Origin of the sequence: Aquabacterium sp. A7-Y (assembly GCF_026153205.1) — a bacterium.
Taxonomy (GTDB): Bacteria; Pseudomonadota; Gammaproteobacteria; order Burkholderiales; family Burkholderiaceae_C; genus Caldimonas.
Genome location: NZ_JAPFBW010000061.1, coordinates 1 through 16,643 on the forward strand (window position 1 = coordinate 1; position 16,643 = coordinate 16,643).

General features: G+C 68.8%; 16 protein-coding genes and 3 tRNA genes. All 19 read left to right on the forward strand.

Going from position 1 to position 16,643, the window contains the following annotated elements; genetic code table 11:
• On the forward strand, positions 1-1,382 hold a 1,382-nt coding region (gene trpE, locus OOT46_RS29925; protein WP_265407283.1), incomplete at its 5' end, for an anthranilate synthase component I.
• Between the two features lie 15 nt (positions 1,383-1,397).
• A complete protein-coding gene (locus tag OOT46_RS29930) occupies positions 1,398-1,964 on the forward strand; it encodes an aminodeoxychorismate/anthranilate synthase component II (RefSeq protein ID WP_265407284.1) in 567 nt (188 codons plus the stop codon).
• A gap of 9 nt (positions 1,965-1,973) precedes the next feature.
• A complete protein-coding gene (trpD, locus tag OOT46_RS29935; protein ID WP_265407285.1) occupies positions 1,974-3,014 on the forward strand; it encodes an anthranilate phosphoribosyltransferase in 1,041 nt (346 codons plus the stop codon).
• On the forward strand, positions 3,011-3,802 hold the full coding sequence (trpC, locus tag OOT46_RS29940; protein WP_265407286.1) for an indole-3-glycerol phosphate synthase TrpC: 792 nt from the start codon (positions 3,011-3,013) through the stop codon (positions 3,800-3,802). The genes trpD and trpC overlap by 4 nt, the downstream gene beginning before the upstream one ends.
• 7 nt (positions 3,803-3,809) lie before the next feature.
• Positions 3,810-4,577, forward strand: coding sequence for a uracil-DNA glycosylase (locus tag OOT46_RS29945; RefSeq protein WP_265407287.1), 768 nt, complete (start codon positions 3,810-3,812; stop codon positions 4,575-4,577).
• Between the two features lie 265 nt (positions 4,578-4,842).
• The gene (locus tag OOT46_RS29950) at positions 4,843-5,736 is read left to right on the forward strand and encodes a BadF/BadG/BcrA/BcrD ATPase family protein (RefSeq protein WP_265407288.1); all 894 of its coding nucleotides are present in this window, start codon (positions 4,843-4,845) and stop codon (positions 5,734-5,736) included.
• Between the two features lie 7 nt (positions 5,737-5,743).
• Positions 5,744-6,481: a GntR family transcriptional regulator gene (locus tag OOT46_RS29955; protein ID WP_265407289.1), complete on the forward strand. Its 738-nt coding sequence runs from the start codon at positions 5,744-5,746 to the stop codon at positions 6,479-6,481.
• On the forward strand, positions 6,478-7,593 hold the full coding sequence (gene nagA / locus OOT46_RS29960) for an N-acetylglucosamine-6-phosphate deacetylase (RefSeq protein ID WP_265407290.1): 1,116 nt from the start codon (positions 6,478-6,480) through the stop codon (positions 7,591-7,593). The genes OOT46_RS29955 and nagA overlap by 4 nt, the downstream gene beginning before the upstream one ends.
• 8 nt (positions 7,594-7,601) lie before the next feature.
• Entirely contained in the window at positions 7,602-8,606 is a 1,005-nt protein-coding gene (locus tag OOT46_RS29965) for an SIS domain-containing protein (protein WP_265407297.1), read from the forward strand.
• A 125-nt stretch (positions 8,607-8,731) separates the two neighbouring features.
• Complete coding sequence (locus OOT46_RS29970; protein ID WP_265407291.1) at positions 8,732-10,009, forward strand: ABC transporter substrate-binding protein; 1,278 nt, start codon at positions 8,732-8,734, stop codon at positions 10,007-10,009.
• Between the two features lie 145 nt (positions 10,010-10,154).
• On the forward strand, positions 10,155-11,081 hold the full coding sequence (locus OOT46_RS29975) for a carbohydrate ABC transporter permease (protein WP_265407292.1): 927 nt from the start codon (positions 10,155-10,157) through the stop codon (positions 11,079-11,081).
• Positions 11,082-11,092: 11 nt separating this feature from the next.
• Entirely contained in the window at positions 11,093-11,935 is an 843-nt protein-coding gene (locus OOT46_RS29980) for a carbohydrate ABC transporter permease (protein WP_265407293.1), read from the forward strand.
• 23 nt (positions 11,936-11,958) lie between these two features.
• Complete coding sequence (gene nagZ, locus OOT46_RS29985) at positions 11,959-13,491, forward strand: beta-N-acetylhexosaminidase (protein WP_265407294.1); 1,533 nt, start codon at positions 11,959-11,961, stop codon at positions 13,489-13,491.
• Between the two features lie 32 nt (positions 13,492-13,523).
• The gene (locus OOT46_RS29990) at positions 13,524-14,627 is read left to right on the forward strand and encodes an ABC transporter ATP-binding protein (protein ID WP_265407295.1); all 1,104 of its coding nucleotides are present in this window, start codon (positions 13,524-13,526) and stop codon (positions 14,625-14,627) included.
• A 57-nt stretch (positions 14,628-14,684) separates the two neighbouring features.
• The gene (locus OOT46_RS29995) at positions 14,685-15,725 is read left to right on the forward strand and encodes a porin (RefSeq protein WP_265407296.1); all 1,041 of its coding nucleotides are present in this window, start codon (positions 14,685-14,687) and stop codon (positions 15,723-15,725) included.
• A 182-nt stretch (positions 15,726-15,907) separates the two neighbouring features.
• Positions 15,908-15,993 (forward strand) — tRNA-Tyr (locus OOT46_RS30000).
• Between the two features lie 118 nt (positions 15,994-16,111).
• A tRNA-Gly gene (locus OOT46_RS30005) sits at positions 16,112-16,185 on the forward strand.
• An 82-nt stretch (positions 16,186-16,267) separates the two neighbouring features.
• Positions 16,268-16,342, forward strand: a tRNA-Thr gene (locus OOT46_RS30010).
• Between the two features lie 52 nt (positions 16,343-16,394).
• A partial coding sequence (locus tag OOT46_RS30015) for a GTP-binding protein (RefSeq protein WP_265407221.1) occupies positions 16,395-16,643 on the forward strand: 249 nt, incomplete at its 3' end.

The following is a 16,643-nucleotide window of genomic DNA, read 5'->3' on the forward strand; positions in this document are numbered from 1 at the left end:
ACCTCAAGCTGGCCTATGCGACCGGCCGCGGCCGCTACAGCTTCCTGCTGGAGTCGGTCGTGGGGGGCGAGCGGTTCGGCCGCTACTCCTTCATCGGCTTGCCGGCGCGCACCCTGCTGCGCACCAAGGGCTGGAAGACCGAGGTGGTCACCGACGACCAGGTGGTCGAGACCCACGAAGGCAATCCGCTCGACTTCATCCACGCCTACCAGCAGCGCTTCAAGGTCGCGCTGCGTCCCGGCATGCCGCGCTTCTGCGGCGGCCTCGCGGGCTACTTCGGCTACGACACCGTGCGCTACATCGAGCCCAAGCTCGCCAAGGTGCAGAAGGAGGGCGGGCTGGACACGCCGGACATCCTGCTGCTGCAGTGCGAGGAACTGGCGGTGATCGACAACCTGTCGGGCCGGCTCTACCTGATCGTCTATGCCGACCCGGGCCAGCCCGAGGCCTATTTCAAGGCCAAGCGCCGGCTCGCGGAACTGACCGACAAGCTCAAGTTCAGCGTTACCGCGCCGCCGGTCCGGCGCGGCGTCTCGCACGCGGTGGAGCGCGAGTTCGCCAAGGACGGCTACCTCGCGGCGGTGCTCAAGAGCAAGGAGTACATCGCGGCCGGCGACATGATGCAGGTGCAGATCGGCCAGCGCCTGAAAAAGCGCTACACCGAATCGCCGCTGAGCCTGTACCGGGCGCTGCGCTCGCTCAATCCCTCGCCCTACATGTACTTCTACGACATGGGCGACTTCCATATCGTCGGCGCCTCGCCCGAGATCCTGGTGCGCCACGAGCACAGCCCGGAGGGCGAGAAGATCGTGATCCGGCCCATCGCCGGCACCCGCCCGCGTGGCGCGACGATGGAGCAGGACAAGGCGCTGGAGGAGGAGCTGCTGGCCGATCCCAAGGAGCGCGCCGAGCACGTGATGCTGATCGACCTGGCCCGCAACGACATCGGCCGCATCGCCAAGACCGGCAGCGTCAAGGTGACCGAGGCCTTCGTGGTCGAGCGCTATTCGCACGTCATGCACATTGTCAGCAACGTCGAGGGCCTGCTCAAGGAGGGCATGTCCAACCTCGACGTGCTGCGGGCCAGCTTCCCGGCCGGCACGCTGACCGGCGCGCCCAAGATCCGTGCGATGGAGATCATCGACGAGCTGGAGCCGGTCAAACGCGGCATCTACGGCGGCGCCTGCGGCTACCTGAGTTTTGCAGGCGACATGGACGTGGCGATCGCGATCCGCACCGGCATCGTCAAGAACAACACCCTGTACGTGCAGGCCGCGGCCGGCGTGGTGGCCGACTCCGTGCCCGAGCTGGAGTGGAAGGAAACCGAAGCCAAGGCGCGGGCACTGCTGCGCGCCGCCGAGCTGGTCGAGGAAGGTTTCTGAAGAGGGAGAAGTGACATGCTGATGATGATCGACAACTACGACTCCTTCACCTTCAACCTGGTGCAGTACTTCGCCGAGCTGGGCCAGGACGTGCGGGTGTTCCGCAACGACGAGATCACGGTGGAGGGCATGGCCGAGCTCCAGCCCGAACGCCTGGTACTCTCGCCCGGGCCCTGCTCGCCGGCCGAGGCCGGTGTCTGCGTCGAGGCGATCCGGCACTTCGCCGGCAAGCTGCCCATCCTCGGGGTGTGCCTGGGGCACCAGAGCATCGGCGCTGCGCTGGGCGGCAAGGTGATCCGCGCGCAGCGCCAGATGCACGGCAAGACCAGCGTCATCACGACCGACCAGCAGGGCGTCTACCGGGGCCTGCCGAAGGCCTTCACCGTGATCCGCTACCACTCGCTCGCGATCGAGCGTGAATCCCTGCCGGAGTGCCTGGAAATCACCTCCACCTCGGAGGACGGCGAGATCATGGGCGTGCGCCACCGCGAGCTGGCCATCGAGGGCGTGCAGTTCCACCCCGAGTCCATCCTCACCGAGCACGGCCACGCCATGCTGAAGAACTTCCTCAACGTCCAATAGCCCGCCGCCATGACGATCAGCAACACCGACGCGCTGGTGCGCGTCATCGAGCACCGCGAGATCTTCCACGACGAGATGCTGGCGCTGATGCGGCGCATCATGAGCGGCGAGATGTCGCCGGTGATGATCGCTGCGCTGGCCGTGGGCCTGCGGGTGAAGAAGGAAACCATCGGCGAGATCGCCGCCGCCGCGCAGGTGATGCGCGAGTTCGCGACGCCGGTGGCGGTGGCCGACAAGACCCACCTGGTGGACTTGTGCGGCACCGGCGGCGACGCGGCGCACACCTTCAATATCTCCACCGCCGCGATGATCGTCGCGGCCGCGGGCGGCGCACGGGTGGCCAAACACGGCGGCCGCAGCGTGTCCTCCAGCAGCGGCAGCGCCGACGTGCTGGAGGCGCTGGGCGTGTGCATCGACCTCCAGCCCGACCAGGTGGCGAGCTGCCTGGAGCAGAGCGGCATCGGTTTCATGTTCGCGCCCAACCACCATGCCTCGATGAAACACGCCGCGCCGGTCCGCAAGGAGCTGGGCGTGCGCACCCTGTTCAACATCCTGGGGCCGCTGACCAATCCGGCCAGCGCGCCCAACCAGCTGATGGGCGTGTTCCACCCCGACCTGGTCGGCATCCAGGTGCGGGTGCTGCAGCGCCTGGGCTCCGAGCACGTGATGGTGGTCTATGGCATGAACGGCATGGACGAGATTTCGCTGTCGGGCGAAAGCCTGATCGGCGAGCTGAAGGACGGCGAGGTGCGCGAATACACCGTGCACCCGAGCGATTTCGGCCTGCCGGTCTACGACACCCGGGTGCTGAAGGTGGCCAACCGCGAGGAGTCGGTCGGCTGCATCCAGCGCGCGCTGGCCAACGAGGACGGCCCGGTGCGCGACATCGTGCTGCTCAACGCCGGCGCCGCGCTCTACTGTGCGAACGTCGCGTCCTCGGTGGGCGAGGGCGTGAAGATCGCCCGCGAGGCGGTGGCCTCGGGCGCTGCGCTGGCGAAGTTGAGCCAGTTCGTGCGCGTGACGCAGACGCTGGGGGAGGCCAAGGCATGAGCGATATCCTGAACAAGATCGTGGCGGTCAAGCACGAGGAGATCGCCGCCGCCAAGGCCCGCAGGCCGCTGGTGTCGCTGCGCCGCGAGGCGGAAGAGCTGGGTGGCCGGCGCGACTTCGCCGCCAGCCTGCACGGCAAGATGGCGCGCGGTGAGGCTGCCGTCATCGCCGAGATCAAGAAGGCCAGCCCCAGCAAGGGCGTGCTGCGCGAGCGCTTCGTGCCAGCCGAGATCGCCCGCAGTTATGCCGGGCACGGCGCCGCCTGCCTCTCGGTGCTGACGGACCGGCAGTTCTTCCAGGGAGCGCCGGAGTACCTGCAACAGGCCCGCGCGGCCTGCGAGCTGCCGGTGCTGCGCAAGGACTTTCTGGTCGACGACTACCAGGTCTTCGAGGCCCGTGCGATGGGCGCCGACTGCATCCTGCTGATCGCCGCCTGCCTGGACAACGCCCAGATGGCCGATCTCGAGGCGGTGGCGATCGCGCTCGGTATGGCGGTGCTGGTGGAGGTGCATGACCGCGCCGAGCTGCAGCGCGCCTTGCGCCTGAAGACGCCGCTGGTCGGCATCAACAACCGCAACCTGCGCAGCTTCGAGGTCACGCTGGACACCACCCTCGGCATGCTGACCGAGGTGCCGCAGGACCGCCTGCTGGTGACCGAGTCGGGCATCCTGCAGCGCGCCGATGTGCAGCGCATGCGCGATGCCGGGGTGCACGCCTTCCTGGTCGGCGAGGCCTTCATGCGGGCGGACGACCCGGGTGCCGCGCTGGCCGGGCTCTTTGCCGCCTGAGACCGCGATGGCGAGTCAGCCCGACCTGTTCGCGCCGGCACCGACGCCCGGCCCGCGGCCGGCACAGGGCGGCAACGCCTTGCGCGAGCCGCTGGCCGCCTGCTTCGACCGCGTGCCGGCCGGCTGGCGTCCCGTGACCGAGGCCTTCCGCCACTCGCCCCTCGGCCGGCAGGTGATCGCCTTCGTCGACCAGCGGGTCGCCGACGGAGCCGAGGTCTACCCGGCCGACGTCTTCCGCGCGCTGGAGCTGACGCCGCTGGGGTCGGTCAAGGTGGTCATCCTCGGGCAGGATCCCTACCATGGCGCCGATCAGGCGCACGGCCTGTCCTTCTCGGTGCCAGCCTCGCAGAAGCTGCCGCCCAGCCTGCGCAACATCTATAAAGAAATCGCCGCCGACCTGGGCCAGGTGCCCGGCCGGCAGGGGGACCTGAGCCATTGGGCCGAGCAGGGCGTGCTGCTGCTCAACACCGTGCTGACGGTCGAGGCGGGCCAGCCTCAGAGTCACGCCAAGCGCGGATGGGAGGAGCTCACCGACGCGCTGATCGCCCACGTCTCCCGGCATGGGCCGCCCAGCGTCTTCCTGCTCTGGGGCGCTCCGGCACAGCGCAAGCAGGCCCTCATCGATACCAGCCGCCACGCGGTCTTCTGCGCCAACCATCCCTCCCCGCTGGCCGCGCAGCGGCCGCCCGTGCCCTTCCTCGGCTGCCGGCATTTCTCGCGCGCCAACGCCTGGCTTGCCGAGCACCGTCCCGGCGAGGCGCCGATCGCCTGGTAGCGGGCGCGGCTGGCCCCGGTCGGCTATTGGTATCTCTTTGGTCTGCTACTTGTTGCCGCCGCAATAGTGGTTTGCCCGAGGCTCCATGTCAGGGCAGAGCGCACCACGACCGGGATGAACCCGTTGCCCGAAAGCCGTTTGTCCCACCCATCGTTCCGGTCCAAAAATACCACTTGAAGTTTTGGTATTACTGGTATTAAACTGGTATCCGCCCTATGTCATAGGGCCCAGTTGACGGGTGGACCGTCGGAGAGCAGGCGCAGCGATGATCGACTACCTGGTAGGAGTGGACGGAGGGGGCACCGGCACCCGGGCCCGCGTGACGCGCATCGACGGCCAGCTCGTCGGCTGCGGTCAGGCCGGCCCGTCCGCTCTGGGTCAGGGGATCGAGCAGGCCTGGGTGCACGTGCGCGACGCGGTGGCTGCCGCCTTCGCGGCCGCCGGCATCGACACGCCCCCCTTGTCCGCCTGCGCGCTCGGCCTCGGCCTCTCGGGCGTGCACAACCATGGTTGGCGCGACGCCTTCCTTGCCGTCCGCCCCCACTCGGCCGGTGCCCCGTTTGCCGAGGTGGCGTTGGACACCGACGCGTTCGTCATGCTGCTGGGCGCTCATGCCGGCGGGCCGGGCGCCATCGTGGCTTCGGGCACCGGCAGCGTGGGCGAGATCTGGCGCGCCGACGGCAGCCGCCAGAGCGTCGGCGGCTGGGGTTTTCCGGTGGGCGACGAAGGCAGCGGCGCCTGGCTGGGCCAGCGCGCGGTGCGCCTGGCCCAATGGGCCATGGACGGCCGCATCCACCGCAGCGCCTTGGTGCACGCGGTCTGGGAAGTCTGCGGCGCCACCCGCGAACGCCTGCTGGCCTGGTGCGACGAAGCCGGGCAGTTCGAATATGCACAGCTGGCGCCCCTGGTGTTCGATACTGAGGCGGCCGACCTTTCCGCGGCGCACCTGCTGCGCCGCGCCGTGCAGGCGCTCGATGCGGTCGCGCAGGCGCTCGACGGACCCCAGGGCGCGCCGCTGGTCGTCTGCGGCAGCATCGGTGTCCGGCTCGCGCCTCGCTTCTCCGAGGCGACGCAGATGCGGCGGGTCGAACCCGCGGGCGATGCGGCCGAAGGTGCGCTGCACCTGATCCGCCGCGCCTTGATGCAAAGCAACAACTGATCTGCTGATGAAAACCCTCGACTTCAAACCCGACCCCGCCGACAGCTCGCCGCTGTACCTGCAGCTCGCGCAGACGCTGAGCCAGGCCATCCGCGACGGCCGCTACCAGGTCGACGAGGCACTGCCCTCGGAGCGCACCCTGTCGGAGTCGCTCAACGTCTCGCGCGTCACGGCGCGCAAGGCCATCGATCAACTCGTGGAGCAGGGCCTGATCGTGCGCCGGCGCGGATCGGGCAACTACATCGCCCCGCGCCTGGAGCAACCTTTGTCTCGTCTGACGAGCTTTTCGGAAGAGCTGCACCAGCGCGGCTACACCCCCAGTTCACGCTGGCTGGAGCGCACCCTCGCGCCCTCGGTGCCCGAGGAGCAGCTCAGCCTCGGACTGTCGCCCGGCACCCGGGTGGCGCGGCTGGAACGCCTGCGCCTCGCGGATGACGCAGTGATGGCCTACGAGGTCAGCGTGATCCCGCAGGCCGTGCTGCCCGACCCCGAGGCGGTGGAGGGCTCGCTCTACGAATACCTGGCGCGCAGCGGGCATGCGCCGGTGCGCGCGCTGCAGCACATCCGGGCGCTCAACGCCCAGGCCAAGCTGGCCGACCTGCTGGAGGTGCCGACCGGCCAGGCGGTGTTGTTCATCACCCGTATCGGCTACCTGGAGTCGGGCCAGGCCGTCGAGCTGACGCACTCCTATTGTCGCAGCGACTATTACGACTTCGTGGCCGAGATGAGGCGGGACCCGGCATGACAAAACCAGGGGTCATCGAGGGGCACGTGCTGACGCCCGCCGGCTTCGTGCGGGGCGTGCTGGAGCACGAGGACGGCCGCATCGTCCGCATCTCGGGCGAGCCGGTCGAGGAGCGCGTGGTGCGCCACACGGCGAGCCGCATCGTGATGCCCGGCTTCATCGACCTGCACGTGCACGGCGGCGGCGGCCGCGACATCATGCAGGGAGGCGACGCGCCGCACCGGGTGGCCTCGCTGCACGTGCGCCATGGCACCACCTCGCTGCTGGCGACCACGATGACCGCGCCCCTCGGCGACCTGGAAACCGCGTTGGCAGCGCTGGGCCCGGCCTGCCGGGAGCGGCGCCCGGGCACTGCGCGCATCCTGGGTGTGCACCTCGAAGGCCCCTACATCAACGCTGGCAAGCTCGGCGCCCAGCCCAACTACGCGCGGCCGGCCTCGATGGAAGAGCTGCACCGCCTGAACGCGCTCGCGCCGATCCGCCTGATCACCCTGGCGCCCGAACTGCAAGGCAACCTGGAGCTGATCCCGTCCCTGAAGGCCGAGGGCTTCCAGGTACAGATCGGGCACACGCTCGGCACCTACGAGGACGGCGTGGAGGCGATGCACCTCGGCGCCGGCGGCTTCACCCATCTCTTCAATGCGATGACCGGGCTGCACCACCGCGAGCCCGGCATGGTCGGGGCGGCCCTGGCCCACGCCCGTTATTCCGAGATCATCCCGGACCTGCTGCACGCCCATCCCGGCGCCATCCGCGTCGCGCTGCGCGCCATCCCCTGCCTCTACTGCGTGACCGACTCGACCGCCGCCGCCGGCATGCCCGACGGCGACTACATGCTGGGCCGCCACAAGGTCACCAAGTGCCTGGGCGGCGTGCGCCTGCCCGACGGCACGCTGGCCGGCTCGACCCTGACGATGGACCAGGCGCTGCGCAACCTGGTGGGCCTTGGCCTCGAGCTGGACGACGCCTCGCGCCGCGTCTCGACCTACGCGGCCGACTACCTCGGCCTGAACGAGCGCGGTCGCCTCAGCGAAGGCGCGTACGCCGACGTGGTGGTGCTCGACCGCCAGCTGCAACTGCAACAAGTGATCGTGGAAGGAGAGCTGCTGTGACGTCCCACATGCTCGAAGAGGCCCGCGAAGCCCCGGCCGCCGTGGCCCGGCAGCTGGCGGCCGACACCGCGGCCTACGCCGACTTCGGCGCGCTGCTGCGCGCGGAGCCGCCGGCCGGGGTGCTGACCATCGCGCGCGGCAGCTCCGACCACGCCGCCAGTTTCATGGCCTACCTGACGATGGCCCGGCTGGGCCGGCTGGTGACCTCGCTGCCGATGTCGCTGGTCACGCTCTACCAGTCGCAGCTGCAGGCCGCGGGCCTGCTCTCCGCGGCCTTCTCGCAGTCGGGCCAGAGCCCCGACCTGGTCACGCCGACGCGCTACCTGCGCGGTGCCGGCGCCCGCACGGTGGCCTTCGTCAACGCATCCGACTCGCCGCTGGCCGAGGCCGCACAGTGGGTCTTCCCGCTGCATGCCGGCGCGGAGATCAGTGTCGCGGCGACGAAGAGTTTCATCGCCCAGCTGGTGGCCGGCGCCCGCCTGGTCAATGCCTGGGAGGGCGGCGCCTTCGACGAGGCGCTGGCGGCCCTGCCGGCGGCGCTGCAGCGCGCCGCGCTGACCGACTGGAGCGTCGGCGTCGAGACCCTGCTGCGCGCCGACCGCCTGTTCGTGATCGGGCGGGGCACCGGCCTGGCCGTTGCCAACGAGGCGGCGCTCAAGTTCAAGGAGACCTGCGGCATCCAGGCCGAGGCCTACTCCGGCGCCGAGGTCAAGCATGGGCCGATGGCCTTGATCGACGAGGGCTACCCCTTGCTGGTGTTCGCGCCGCGCGGGCCGGCCCAGGCCGGGCTGATCGCCCTGGCCGAGGAGATGCGTGCACGCGGTGCCCGCGTGCTGCTCGCCGCGCCGCGGGAGACCGGGGCCGAGCTGCCCACCGTGGAGACCCCCATGCCCGAGCTGGACCCGATTGCCGCCGTGCAGAGTTTTTATCCGATGGTCGAGGCGCTCGCCCGCGCGCGCGGCCTGGACCCCGACCGTCCCCGCCACCTCGCGAAGGTGACCCGAACGCGGTGATCCCGCCGCCGCCCTGAGCGGCGACTTCTGTAGAGAGAGTCTTGCGACATGGCCTTTGCCAGGGCCCGGGCGGAGCTTTGTCGTCTCACAAGCGCACGAGAGAGCACAGAGAAAGGAAGACAACCATGCGACTCCAACTTCTAGCCCGACTCCTCGGGATCTCCAGCCTCGCCGCCTGCGGGCTGATGCTGAGCCACGCGGCGAGCGCCGCCGACAAGGTCAAGGTCGAGTTCTGGACCATGAGCATGAAGCCGAAGTTCACGCCCTACTTCGACTCGGTGGTCAAGAAGTACGAGGCGGCCAACCCGAATGTCGACGTCGAGTGGGTGGACGTGCCCTGGGACGTGCTGCAGGCCAAGCTGACCGCCTCCATCGCGGCCGGCAGCGCTCCGGCCTTGGTGCAGCTCAACGTGCCCTGGGCCTACGACTATGCGCAGGACGGCGTGATCCTGCCGGTCGACGGCCTGCTGGGCGCGGACCGCGCGATGTACGCCGAAGGATCGCTCAAGGACGTGACCTTCAACGGCAAGGCCTATGGCTTCCCGCACTACAACGGCGCCAATGTGACGGCTTTCAACACCAGGCTGTTCCAGCAGGCCGGCGTCGCCCAGCCGCCCACGACCCTGGCTGAGCAGCTGGAAGTCGCCAAGGCCATCAAGGCCAAGACCGGCCAGGCGGGCTTCTCGCCGGCGCTGGGCAAGATCGCCGGCATCTTCCTGCAGGAGGGCCTGCCCTTGGTCGAGAACGGCAAGGCGGTCTTCAACTCGCCTCAGCACGTGGCCCTGCTCAAGAAGTTCCAGGAGGCCTACAAGTCCGGCGCGCTGCTGAAGGACAAGCTGTTCGCCGAGGACAATTTCCAGAGCTCGATCGACGCCTACAAGTCGGGCCGCCTGGGCATGCTGGTGGCGCCCCCGCAGGCGCTGGTACGCATCCGCGACGACGCGAAGGACATCTACGCCGTCACCGACGTGACGGCTGCGCCGCTCGGCCCGACCAAGGTGGCCGCGGGCGGCTGGCTGTTCCACTTCGCGGTGCCCAAGGGCACCACCGGCGCGACCTTCACCGAGGCGGGCAAGTTCGCGAAGTTCGTCACCAACGACGAGAACCAGATCGAGTTCTCCAAGCTGGCCGGCACCTTTCCGACCACCCGCAAGGCCGCCAACGACCCGCACTTCCAGCAGCTGCCGCCGAATGCGGGCGCCTTCGAGAAGGCGGTCTCCACCGGCGCCAGGACCATGGACTCGATCCGCACCCTCTATGTCGCCGGCGTGCCCGACTTCGAGACGCTGAACAAGCGCCTGCAGGACGCGGTCGAGGCCGCCGTGATCGGCCGCAAGGACATCCAGACGTCCCTCAACGACGCGGTGGCCTTCTGGAACAACAAGCTGGTCGCGAAAAAGTGATGCGCTGAAGCACCGCACCGGGGCCGCCGCGCAGGCCGCCCCGGTGCCCGATACCGACGTCTTCTCCGAGCCCGTCCCCGCCGTATGGGGCAGCGGGTCGGGCGAAGCCTTGCCCGGACCACCGAGACACGACAAGAGACCCGCGATGGACACCACTGCCGATGCGCTGGAGGGCACAGCCATGAAAATGCCGAGCCGACCACGAGGATGGCGCCTGCCGAGCAGCCTGCAGGCCTGGCTGTTCCTCACGCCCGCGCTGCTGCTGCTGGCGGCCTTCACCTTCTGGCCGGTGCTGTGGGGCAGCTATCTGGCCTTCACCGAATACAAGGTGATCACACCGCCGGAGTGGGTGGGGCTGAAGAACTTCCAGGAGCTGTTCGAGGACGAGGTGTTCCTGACCAGCCTGAAGAACTCGCTGCTCTACCTGCTGATCGTGCCCTTCATCCAGCTCGGCGCACTGCTGCTGGCGGTGCTGGTCAACAACAGCCTGCCGGGCATCAGGTTCTTCCGCGCGGCCTTCTACGTGCCGGTGGTCACCTCGGTCTCGGTGGTCGGGATCATGTGGGGCTGGATGTACAACGAGCAGGGCCTGATCAACGCGGTGCTGCAGTGGCTGCGCCTGATCCAGGAGCCCATCGGCTGGCTCACCGACGACCGCATCGCACTGTTCGCAGTGATGTTCGTGACCATGTGGCGCGGCCTGGGCTGGTACATGGTGCTCTATCTCGCCGGGCTGCAGGGCATCCCGCGCGAAGTGGAGGAGGCCGCCATCCTCGACGGCGCCAACCGCTGGCAGCGCTTCTGGCGCATCACCGTGCCCATGCTGGCGCCCACCATCCTGCTGTGCAGCGTGCTCTCGACGCTGGCCGCGATGAAGGTGCTGGAGGAGGTGCTCATCCTCACCCAGGGCGGCCCGATCAGCTCGACCTTCACCGGCCTGTACTACGCCTACGACATGGGCATCCGCTCGTTCAACTTCCCGCGGGCGCTCGCGGCCAGCCTGGTCGTCTCGGTGTTCTGCATTCTCGTCGCGGGGCTGAACTTCAAGTTCATTCGCCCGCGCCATCGCTGAGGAGGTCCGCGATGCCCAAGCTGCGTCCTTCCCAGCGCCGCACGCGCCGCGTCGGCACCCTGCTGCACTACCTGCTGCTGGTGGCCATCGCGCTTTTCTGCGCCTTCCCGATGCTGTGGACCCTGTCCACCGCCATCGGCACCGAAGGCAATGTGTTCGCCTTCCCGCCCTCGTTAGTGCCGCAGAAGCCGTCGTGGGTCAACTTCGCCGAGGTCTTCAAGGTCATCGACCTGGGCCGCTACTACTGGAACTCGATCTGGATCACCTTCTGGACCGTGGTCTGGACGGTGGTGGTGTGCGCGCTGGCCGCCTATCCGCTCGCGCGCCTGAAGTTCAAGGGCCGCCAGCTGGTGTTCTCGGCCATCCTGGTGACGCTGATGCTGCCGACCGAGGTGAACTTCCTCGTCAACTTCATCACGATGACCCAGCTGGGCCTGGTCAACACCCACCTGGGCGTGATCCTGCCGACCATCGCGGGGGCCATCGGCATCTTCATGCTCAAGAGCGCCTTCGAGGAGGTGCCCCAGGACCTGATCGACGCCGCCCGCGTGGACGGCGCCTCCGAGCTGCGCATCTTCTGGCAGATCATGCTGCCGCTTGCGCTGCCGCAGATCGCGACGCTGGTCATCTTCACCACCGTGACCAGCTGGAACAACTTCCTCTGGCCCGGCGTGGTGCTGACCAGGTCGGAGCTGATGCCGCTGGCGGTCGGCATCCTCGAGCTCTCCGGCACCTTCGGCAGCGCCACGCGTGTCATCGCCGCCGGCGCGGTGCTCACCATCGCGCCCGCCCTGCTCGTCTTCTTCTTCACCCAGCGCTTTTTCATGCGCGGCCTCGACGGGGCCGTCAAGTGAGCGCCGCGCGACTCCTGCATGCCATGAACACTCCATACGCACACACGCCTTCCTCGGAGAGCGGGCTGCACGCCGGCTCGCTCGTGATGGTCAATATCGAGGGCACTTCGCTGAGCGCGGTGCAGGCCGACTTCCTGCGCCGCCACCACATCCGCGCGGTGTGCCTGTTCCGCGCCAACCTGGGCACCGAAGACGAGGTGAAACAGCTCACCGCCGAGCTGCGCGAGGTGATGGGCCCGCATGCGCTGATCGGGCTCGACCAGGAGGGCGGCTCGGTGGTACGGGCGACCTTCCTGCCACAGGCGCCGGCCGCGATGTCGCTGGGCGCGACCGGCGACGCGACGCTGTGCGAGGAGGTCGGCGCCGCCGTGGCACGCGGACTGCGTTGCCTGGGCATCAACTGGGACTTCGCGCCGGTGCTGGACGTCAACAACAACCCGCACAACCCGGTGATCGCGGAGCGCAGCTTCGGCGCCGATCCGGAGGAGGTGGCGCGGCTCGCGGCAGCCTGGATGCACGGCGCGCTGCGCGAGGGCGTGGCCTGCTGCGTCAAGCACTTCCCCGGGCATGGCGACACGCACGTGGACTCCCACCTCGACCTGCCGGTGGTGGACAAGCCGCGCGCCGCGCTGGAGGCACTGGAGCTGTTGCCCTTCCGCGTCCTGAAGGATGCGGCGCCGGCCATGATGACCGCGCACATCGTTTACCCGCAGCTCGACCCGCGGCACCCCGCCACCTTGTCGCGCGCGGTGCTGGGTGATCTGCTGCGCCGCGAGTGGGGCTACGAGGGCGTGGTCATCACCGACTCGCTGGTGATGAAGGCCATTCACGAACGCTACGGCCACGACCGCGCGGCGGTGATGGCGCTGGATGCCGGGGCCGACATGGTGATGGCCCTGGGCAGCTTCGAGGAGCAGGCCGCCGCGATCGAGGCGATCCAGGCGGCGCTGGCCGACGGTCGGCTGGATGCGGCAGCCTGCCGGCGGGCGCAGGCCCGGCTCGATGCCTTGGCCGAGCGCTACCCGGTGGTTCACAAGGACTACGACCCCGAGCTGCGGGCCCGCGACGACCGCCTGATGCGCCGCGGCTGGGCGCGTGGCCTGACCCTCTGCGGGCTGGCCCGGTCGCCCGCGCCCGGCTCGCGCGTGCGTCTGATCGCGCAGCAGCACGTGCCCTGCGACGGCGTTTCCGAGGCGGGGCTGGACGGCGAGCGCATCGCCGAGCTGCTGGCGCGCCATTTCGACGTCGAGGTCGTGCTGGTCAAGGACCTGCGGGCGATGCGCTGGACCGAGCTGCCCGGCGACGACCGCTTCAACGTGCTGGCCTCCAATCACCGCCTGCGCTACCCCCCGCAGGCGCGCGAGACCTGGCAGCCCGACCTGCACCTCGTGCTGTGGAACCCGTTTCAGGTGCTCGACGTGGCGGCGCCGGCCGTCGTCACCTGGGGGTATGCGGAAGGGGCTTTGCAGGCGCTCGACCAGTGGCTGGCCGGCAGCGGCCGTGCCGAGGGCAGGGCGCCGGTCTCGCTGCACACCCTGGACATCCCCCTGAACTGACCCCTTCCAACGACACATCACGGAGCGCCGAGATGGCAAGGCTGCAACTCAAACAGATCGAGAAAAGCTACGACGGCGACGTCAAGGTGATCCACGGCATCGACCTCGACGTGCGCTCGGGCGAGTTCATGGTGTTCGTCGGGCCCTCGGGCTGCGGCAAGTCGACCTTGCTGCGCATGATCGCCGGTCTGGAGGACATCAGCGGCGGCGAGCTGCGCATCGGCGAGCGGGTGGTCAACGACGTGCCGCCGGCGCAGCGCGGCATCGCCATGGTGTTCCAGAGCTATGCGCTCTACCCGCACATGACCGTCGCGGAAAACATGGGCTTCGCGCTGAAGCTGGCCGGCACGCCCAAGGCTCAGCTCAAGGCCTCGGTCGAGCGCGCCGCCGAGATCCTGCAGATCACCCATCTGCTGGACCGCAAGCCCAAGGCCTTGTCGGGCGGCCAGCGCCAGCGTGTGGCGATCGGCCGGGCCATCGTGCGCAAGCCCCAGGTTTTCCTGTTCGACGAGCCGCTGTCCAACCTCGATGCGGCGCTACGGGTGCAGATGCGCGTCGAGCTGTCGCGCCTGCACCGCGAGCTGGGCACCACCATGGTCTACGTGACGCACGACCAGGTCGAAGCCATGACCCTGGGCCAGCGCATCGTCGTGTTCAACGGCGGGCGCATCGAGCAAGTGGGCACGCCGCTGGAGCTCTACGAGCACCCGGCCAATCTCTTCGTCGCCGGCTTCCTGGGCTCGCCGCGGATGAACTTCCTGCCCGTCAAGCTGGGGCCGCGCTCGGCCTCCGAGGTGGAGGTGCTGGCGCAGGGCGGCGCGGGCTTCAAGCTGGGCTTCGACACCACGCAGAGCGCCTTCGGCGCCGCCGCCACCTTGGGCGTGCGGCCCGACCACCTGGCGCTGGCGCCGGCCGGCGCGCCCGGTCTGCCCGGGCGCGTCGAGCTGGTCGAACACCTGGGCGATGCCGCGCTTGTGCACGTGCGCTGCGAGGGCCTCACCGAGACGCTGGTCGCCCGCGTGCCGGGCGCCAATCGGCTGCCGCTGCCGGGCGATGCCTGCAGCCTGCAGCCGGAGGCTGGCCGCGCCAGCCTGTTCGACGCCGATGGCCGTGCGCTCCCGCGTGCTGCCCGCTGAAGCCGCACCGATTTCCCCACCGCTCCACAACCAACCTTTCGACGGAGACGCAACACCATGAACCGCACCCGACTCCTGGCCGCCGCGGCCGCGCTGGCCTGCGCCACCCCGGCCTTCGCCGACATCAAGAACGTCGACATCTACGGTGTCGTCGCCTTCGGCCTGATGTCGACCGAAGGCAGCGACGGCAAGCGCACCGATGAAGTGCTGAACGAATCGCGCATCGGCTTCCGCGGCTCGAAAGAGCTGGCCAAGCTCAACGGCGCGAAGTTCATCTGGCAGATCGAGTCGGGGTTCCTCGGCCCGAACGGCCTGCGCGCCGAGCCCTACGAGTCGGGCACTCTCGGCACACGCGACACGTGGGCTGGCCTGGAGGGTGGCTTCGGCAAGGTGCGGATCGGCCGCCTGTTGACGCCCTACGGGGAAACGCTGGACTGGCCCTTCGCCAACGGCGGCGTGAACCCGCTGGTCGAGGCCACCAGTGTGCCGGGCGGCGGCTCCTACGTGCGGGTGTCCGACCAGATCCGCTGGGACTCGCCCAAGTTCGGCGATTTCACCGTCTCGGCCTCCTTCGGCCGTGGCGACCGCGACGTCGCGGCGGACAACGCTTTCCTTGCCGAGAATTCGCGTTCGGCCTCTATCGTCGGTCACTACTCGATCGGCGGCGCCACGCTGCACGCCGGCTACGAGAACAACCGCCACCGCAGCGCCGCCAGCAACAACTCCAACTGGCTGCTGGCCGCCCAGAGCCCGAGCTTCGGCGGCTTTTCGCTCTACGGCGCGTGGCTGCGCGGCTCCGCGGATCTGAAGGAGGCGATCGGCAAGTACCCGGTGGGCGACTACGACCGCGACACCTGGCAGCTCGCGCTGCAATACGCCAACGCCGACTGGGTGATCAAGGCCAGCCACGCCCGCAACGACGACCTCGACGGCCCGGTGACCGACAACGGCGGGCACATCAGCGCGGTGCAGGCCCTCTACATCCTCGACCCTTCGCTGGTGGTCTACGCCCGCTACGTACGCGCTTCCAACCCGGCCACCACGGCCGGCTGGTGGAACAAGTCGCGCGTCCTGCTGGGGCTGGAATACGCCTTCTGACGCACGCAACCCCCCGGAAGCTGCCGGGGACTGCTCGGCCGGCACGGTCCTCACCCGACGCCGGCTGCTCCTCGGGGCGCCTTCGGGTGCTCTTTTTTTCAGCATCCGGCGCTTACTGGAAGAAAAACGCCGAAGAGCTTGGCAAAAAGAAAAACACGCTGCTAGAATCTGTGGTTCGCCGCGGAGGGGTGCCCGAGTGGCTAAAGGGGGCAGACTGTAAATCTGTTGGCTTACGCCTACGCTGGTTCGAATCCAGCCTCCTCCACCAAGGCGAAACAAATTTGTTGTTTGGCTTGGGCGCGGTTGAAGTGATGCCTGGCCTGAGGGTGGGCTTCGCTGGCGGGTCGTGATGACTCGTCGGTGGGGTGATCCGACGGCGCTCCCGGGCGGGAGTAGTTCAATGGTAGAACCTTAGCCTTCCAAGCTAATGACGCGGGTTCGATTCCCGTCTCCCGCTCCAGTGCCTGCCTCCGGGCGGTTGGGGTGGTTTCCGGGTCGACAGCGGTTTGGGTGTTTCCGCGAGCGCTCAAACCCGTGTCGATGCCCATGTGGCTCAGTGGTAGAGCACTCCCTTGGTAAGGGAGAGGTCACGCGTTCGATCCGCGTCATGGGCACCACCCTCACTCACACCGTCCAACACCGACATTCGGCCGTCAGGAGATCGGAAAAATGGCAAAAGGCAAGTTCGAACGTACCAAGCCGCACGTCAACGTGGGCACGATTGGTCACGTGGACCACGGCAAGACGACGCTGACGGCGGCGATCACGACGGTGCTGAGCAAGCTGTTCGGCGGCGAGGCGAAGGCGTACGACCAGATCGACGCGGCGCCGGAAGAGAAGGCACGCGGCATCACGATCAACACGGCGCACGTCGAGTACGAGACGAAAAACCGCCACTATGCGCACGTGGACTGCCCC

Bases quoted from the DNA above. Each gene is read 5' to 3' on its own strand.
- OOT46_RS29955 (WP_265407289.1), top strand. From the start codon at position 5,744: ATGAAAACCCTCGACTTCAAACCCGACCCCGCCGACAGCTCGCCGCTG.
- trpC (WP_265407286.1), top strand. From the start codon at position 3,011: ATGAGCGATATCCTGAACAAGATCGTGGCGGTCAAGCACGAGGAGATC.
- OOT46_RS29995 (WP_265407296.1), top strand. From the start codon at position 14,685: ATGAACCGCACCCGACTCCTGGCCGCCGCGGCCGCGCTGGCCTGCGCC.
- nagA (WP_265407290.1), top strand. From the start codon at position 6,478: ATGACAAAACCAGGGGTCATCGAGGGGCACGTGCTGACGCCCGCCGGC.
- OOT46_RS29980 (WP_265407293.1), top strand. From the start codon at position 11,093: ATGCCCAAGCTGCGTCCTTCCCAGCGCCGCACGCGCCGCGTCGGCACC.
- nagZ (WP_265407294.1), top strand. From the start codon at position 11,959: ATGAACACTCCATACGCACACACGCCTTCCTCGGAGAGCGGGCTGCAC.
- trpD (WP_265407285.1), top strand. From the start codon at position 1,974: ATGACGATCAGCAACACCGACGCGCTGGTGCGCGTCATCGAGCACCGC.
- OOT46_RS29975 (WP_265407292.1), top strand. From the start codon at position 10,155: ATGGACACCACTGCCGATGCGCTGGAGGGCACAGCCATGAAAATGCCG.
- OOT46_RS29930 (WP_265407284.1), top strand. From the start codon at position 1,398: ATGCTGATGATGATCGACAACTACGACTCCTTCACCTTCAACCTGGTG.
- OOT46_RS29945 (WP_265407287.1), top strand. From the start codon at position 3,810: ATGGCGAGTCAGCCCGACCTGTTCGCGCCGGCACCGACGCCCGGCCCG.
- OOT46_RS29990 (WP_265407295.1), top strand. From the start codon at position 13,524: ATGGCAAGGCTGCAACTCAAACAGATCGAGAAAAGCTACGACGGCGAC.
- OOT46_RS29965 (WP_265407297.1), top strand. From the start codon at position 7,602: ATGCTCGAAGAGGCCCGCGAAGCCCCGGCCGCCGTGGCCCGGCAGCTG.
- OOT46_RS29970 (WP_265407291.1), top strand. From the start codon at position 8,732: ATGCGACTCCAACTTCTAGCCCGACTCCTCGGGATCTCCAGCCTCGCC.
- OOT46_RS29950 (WP_265407288.1), top strand. From the start codon at position 4,843: ATGATCGACTACCTGGTAGGAGTGGACGGAGGGGGCACCGGCACCCGG.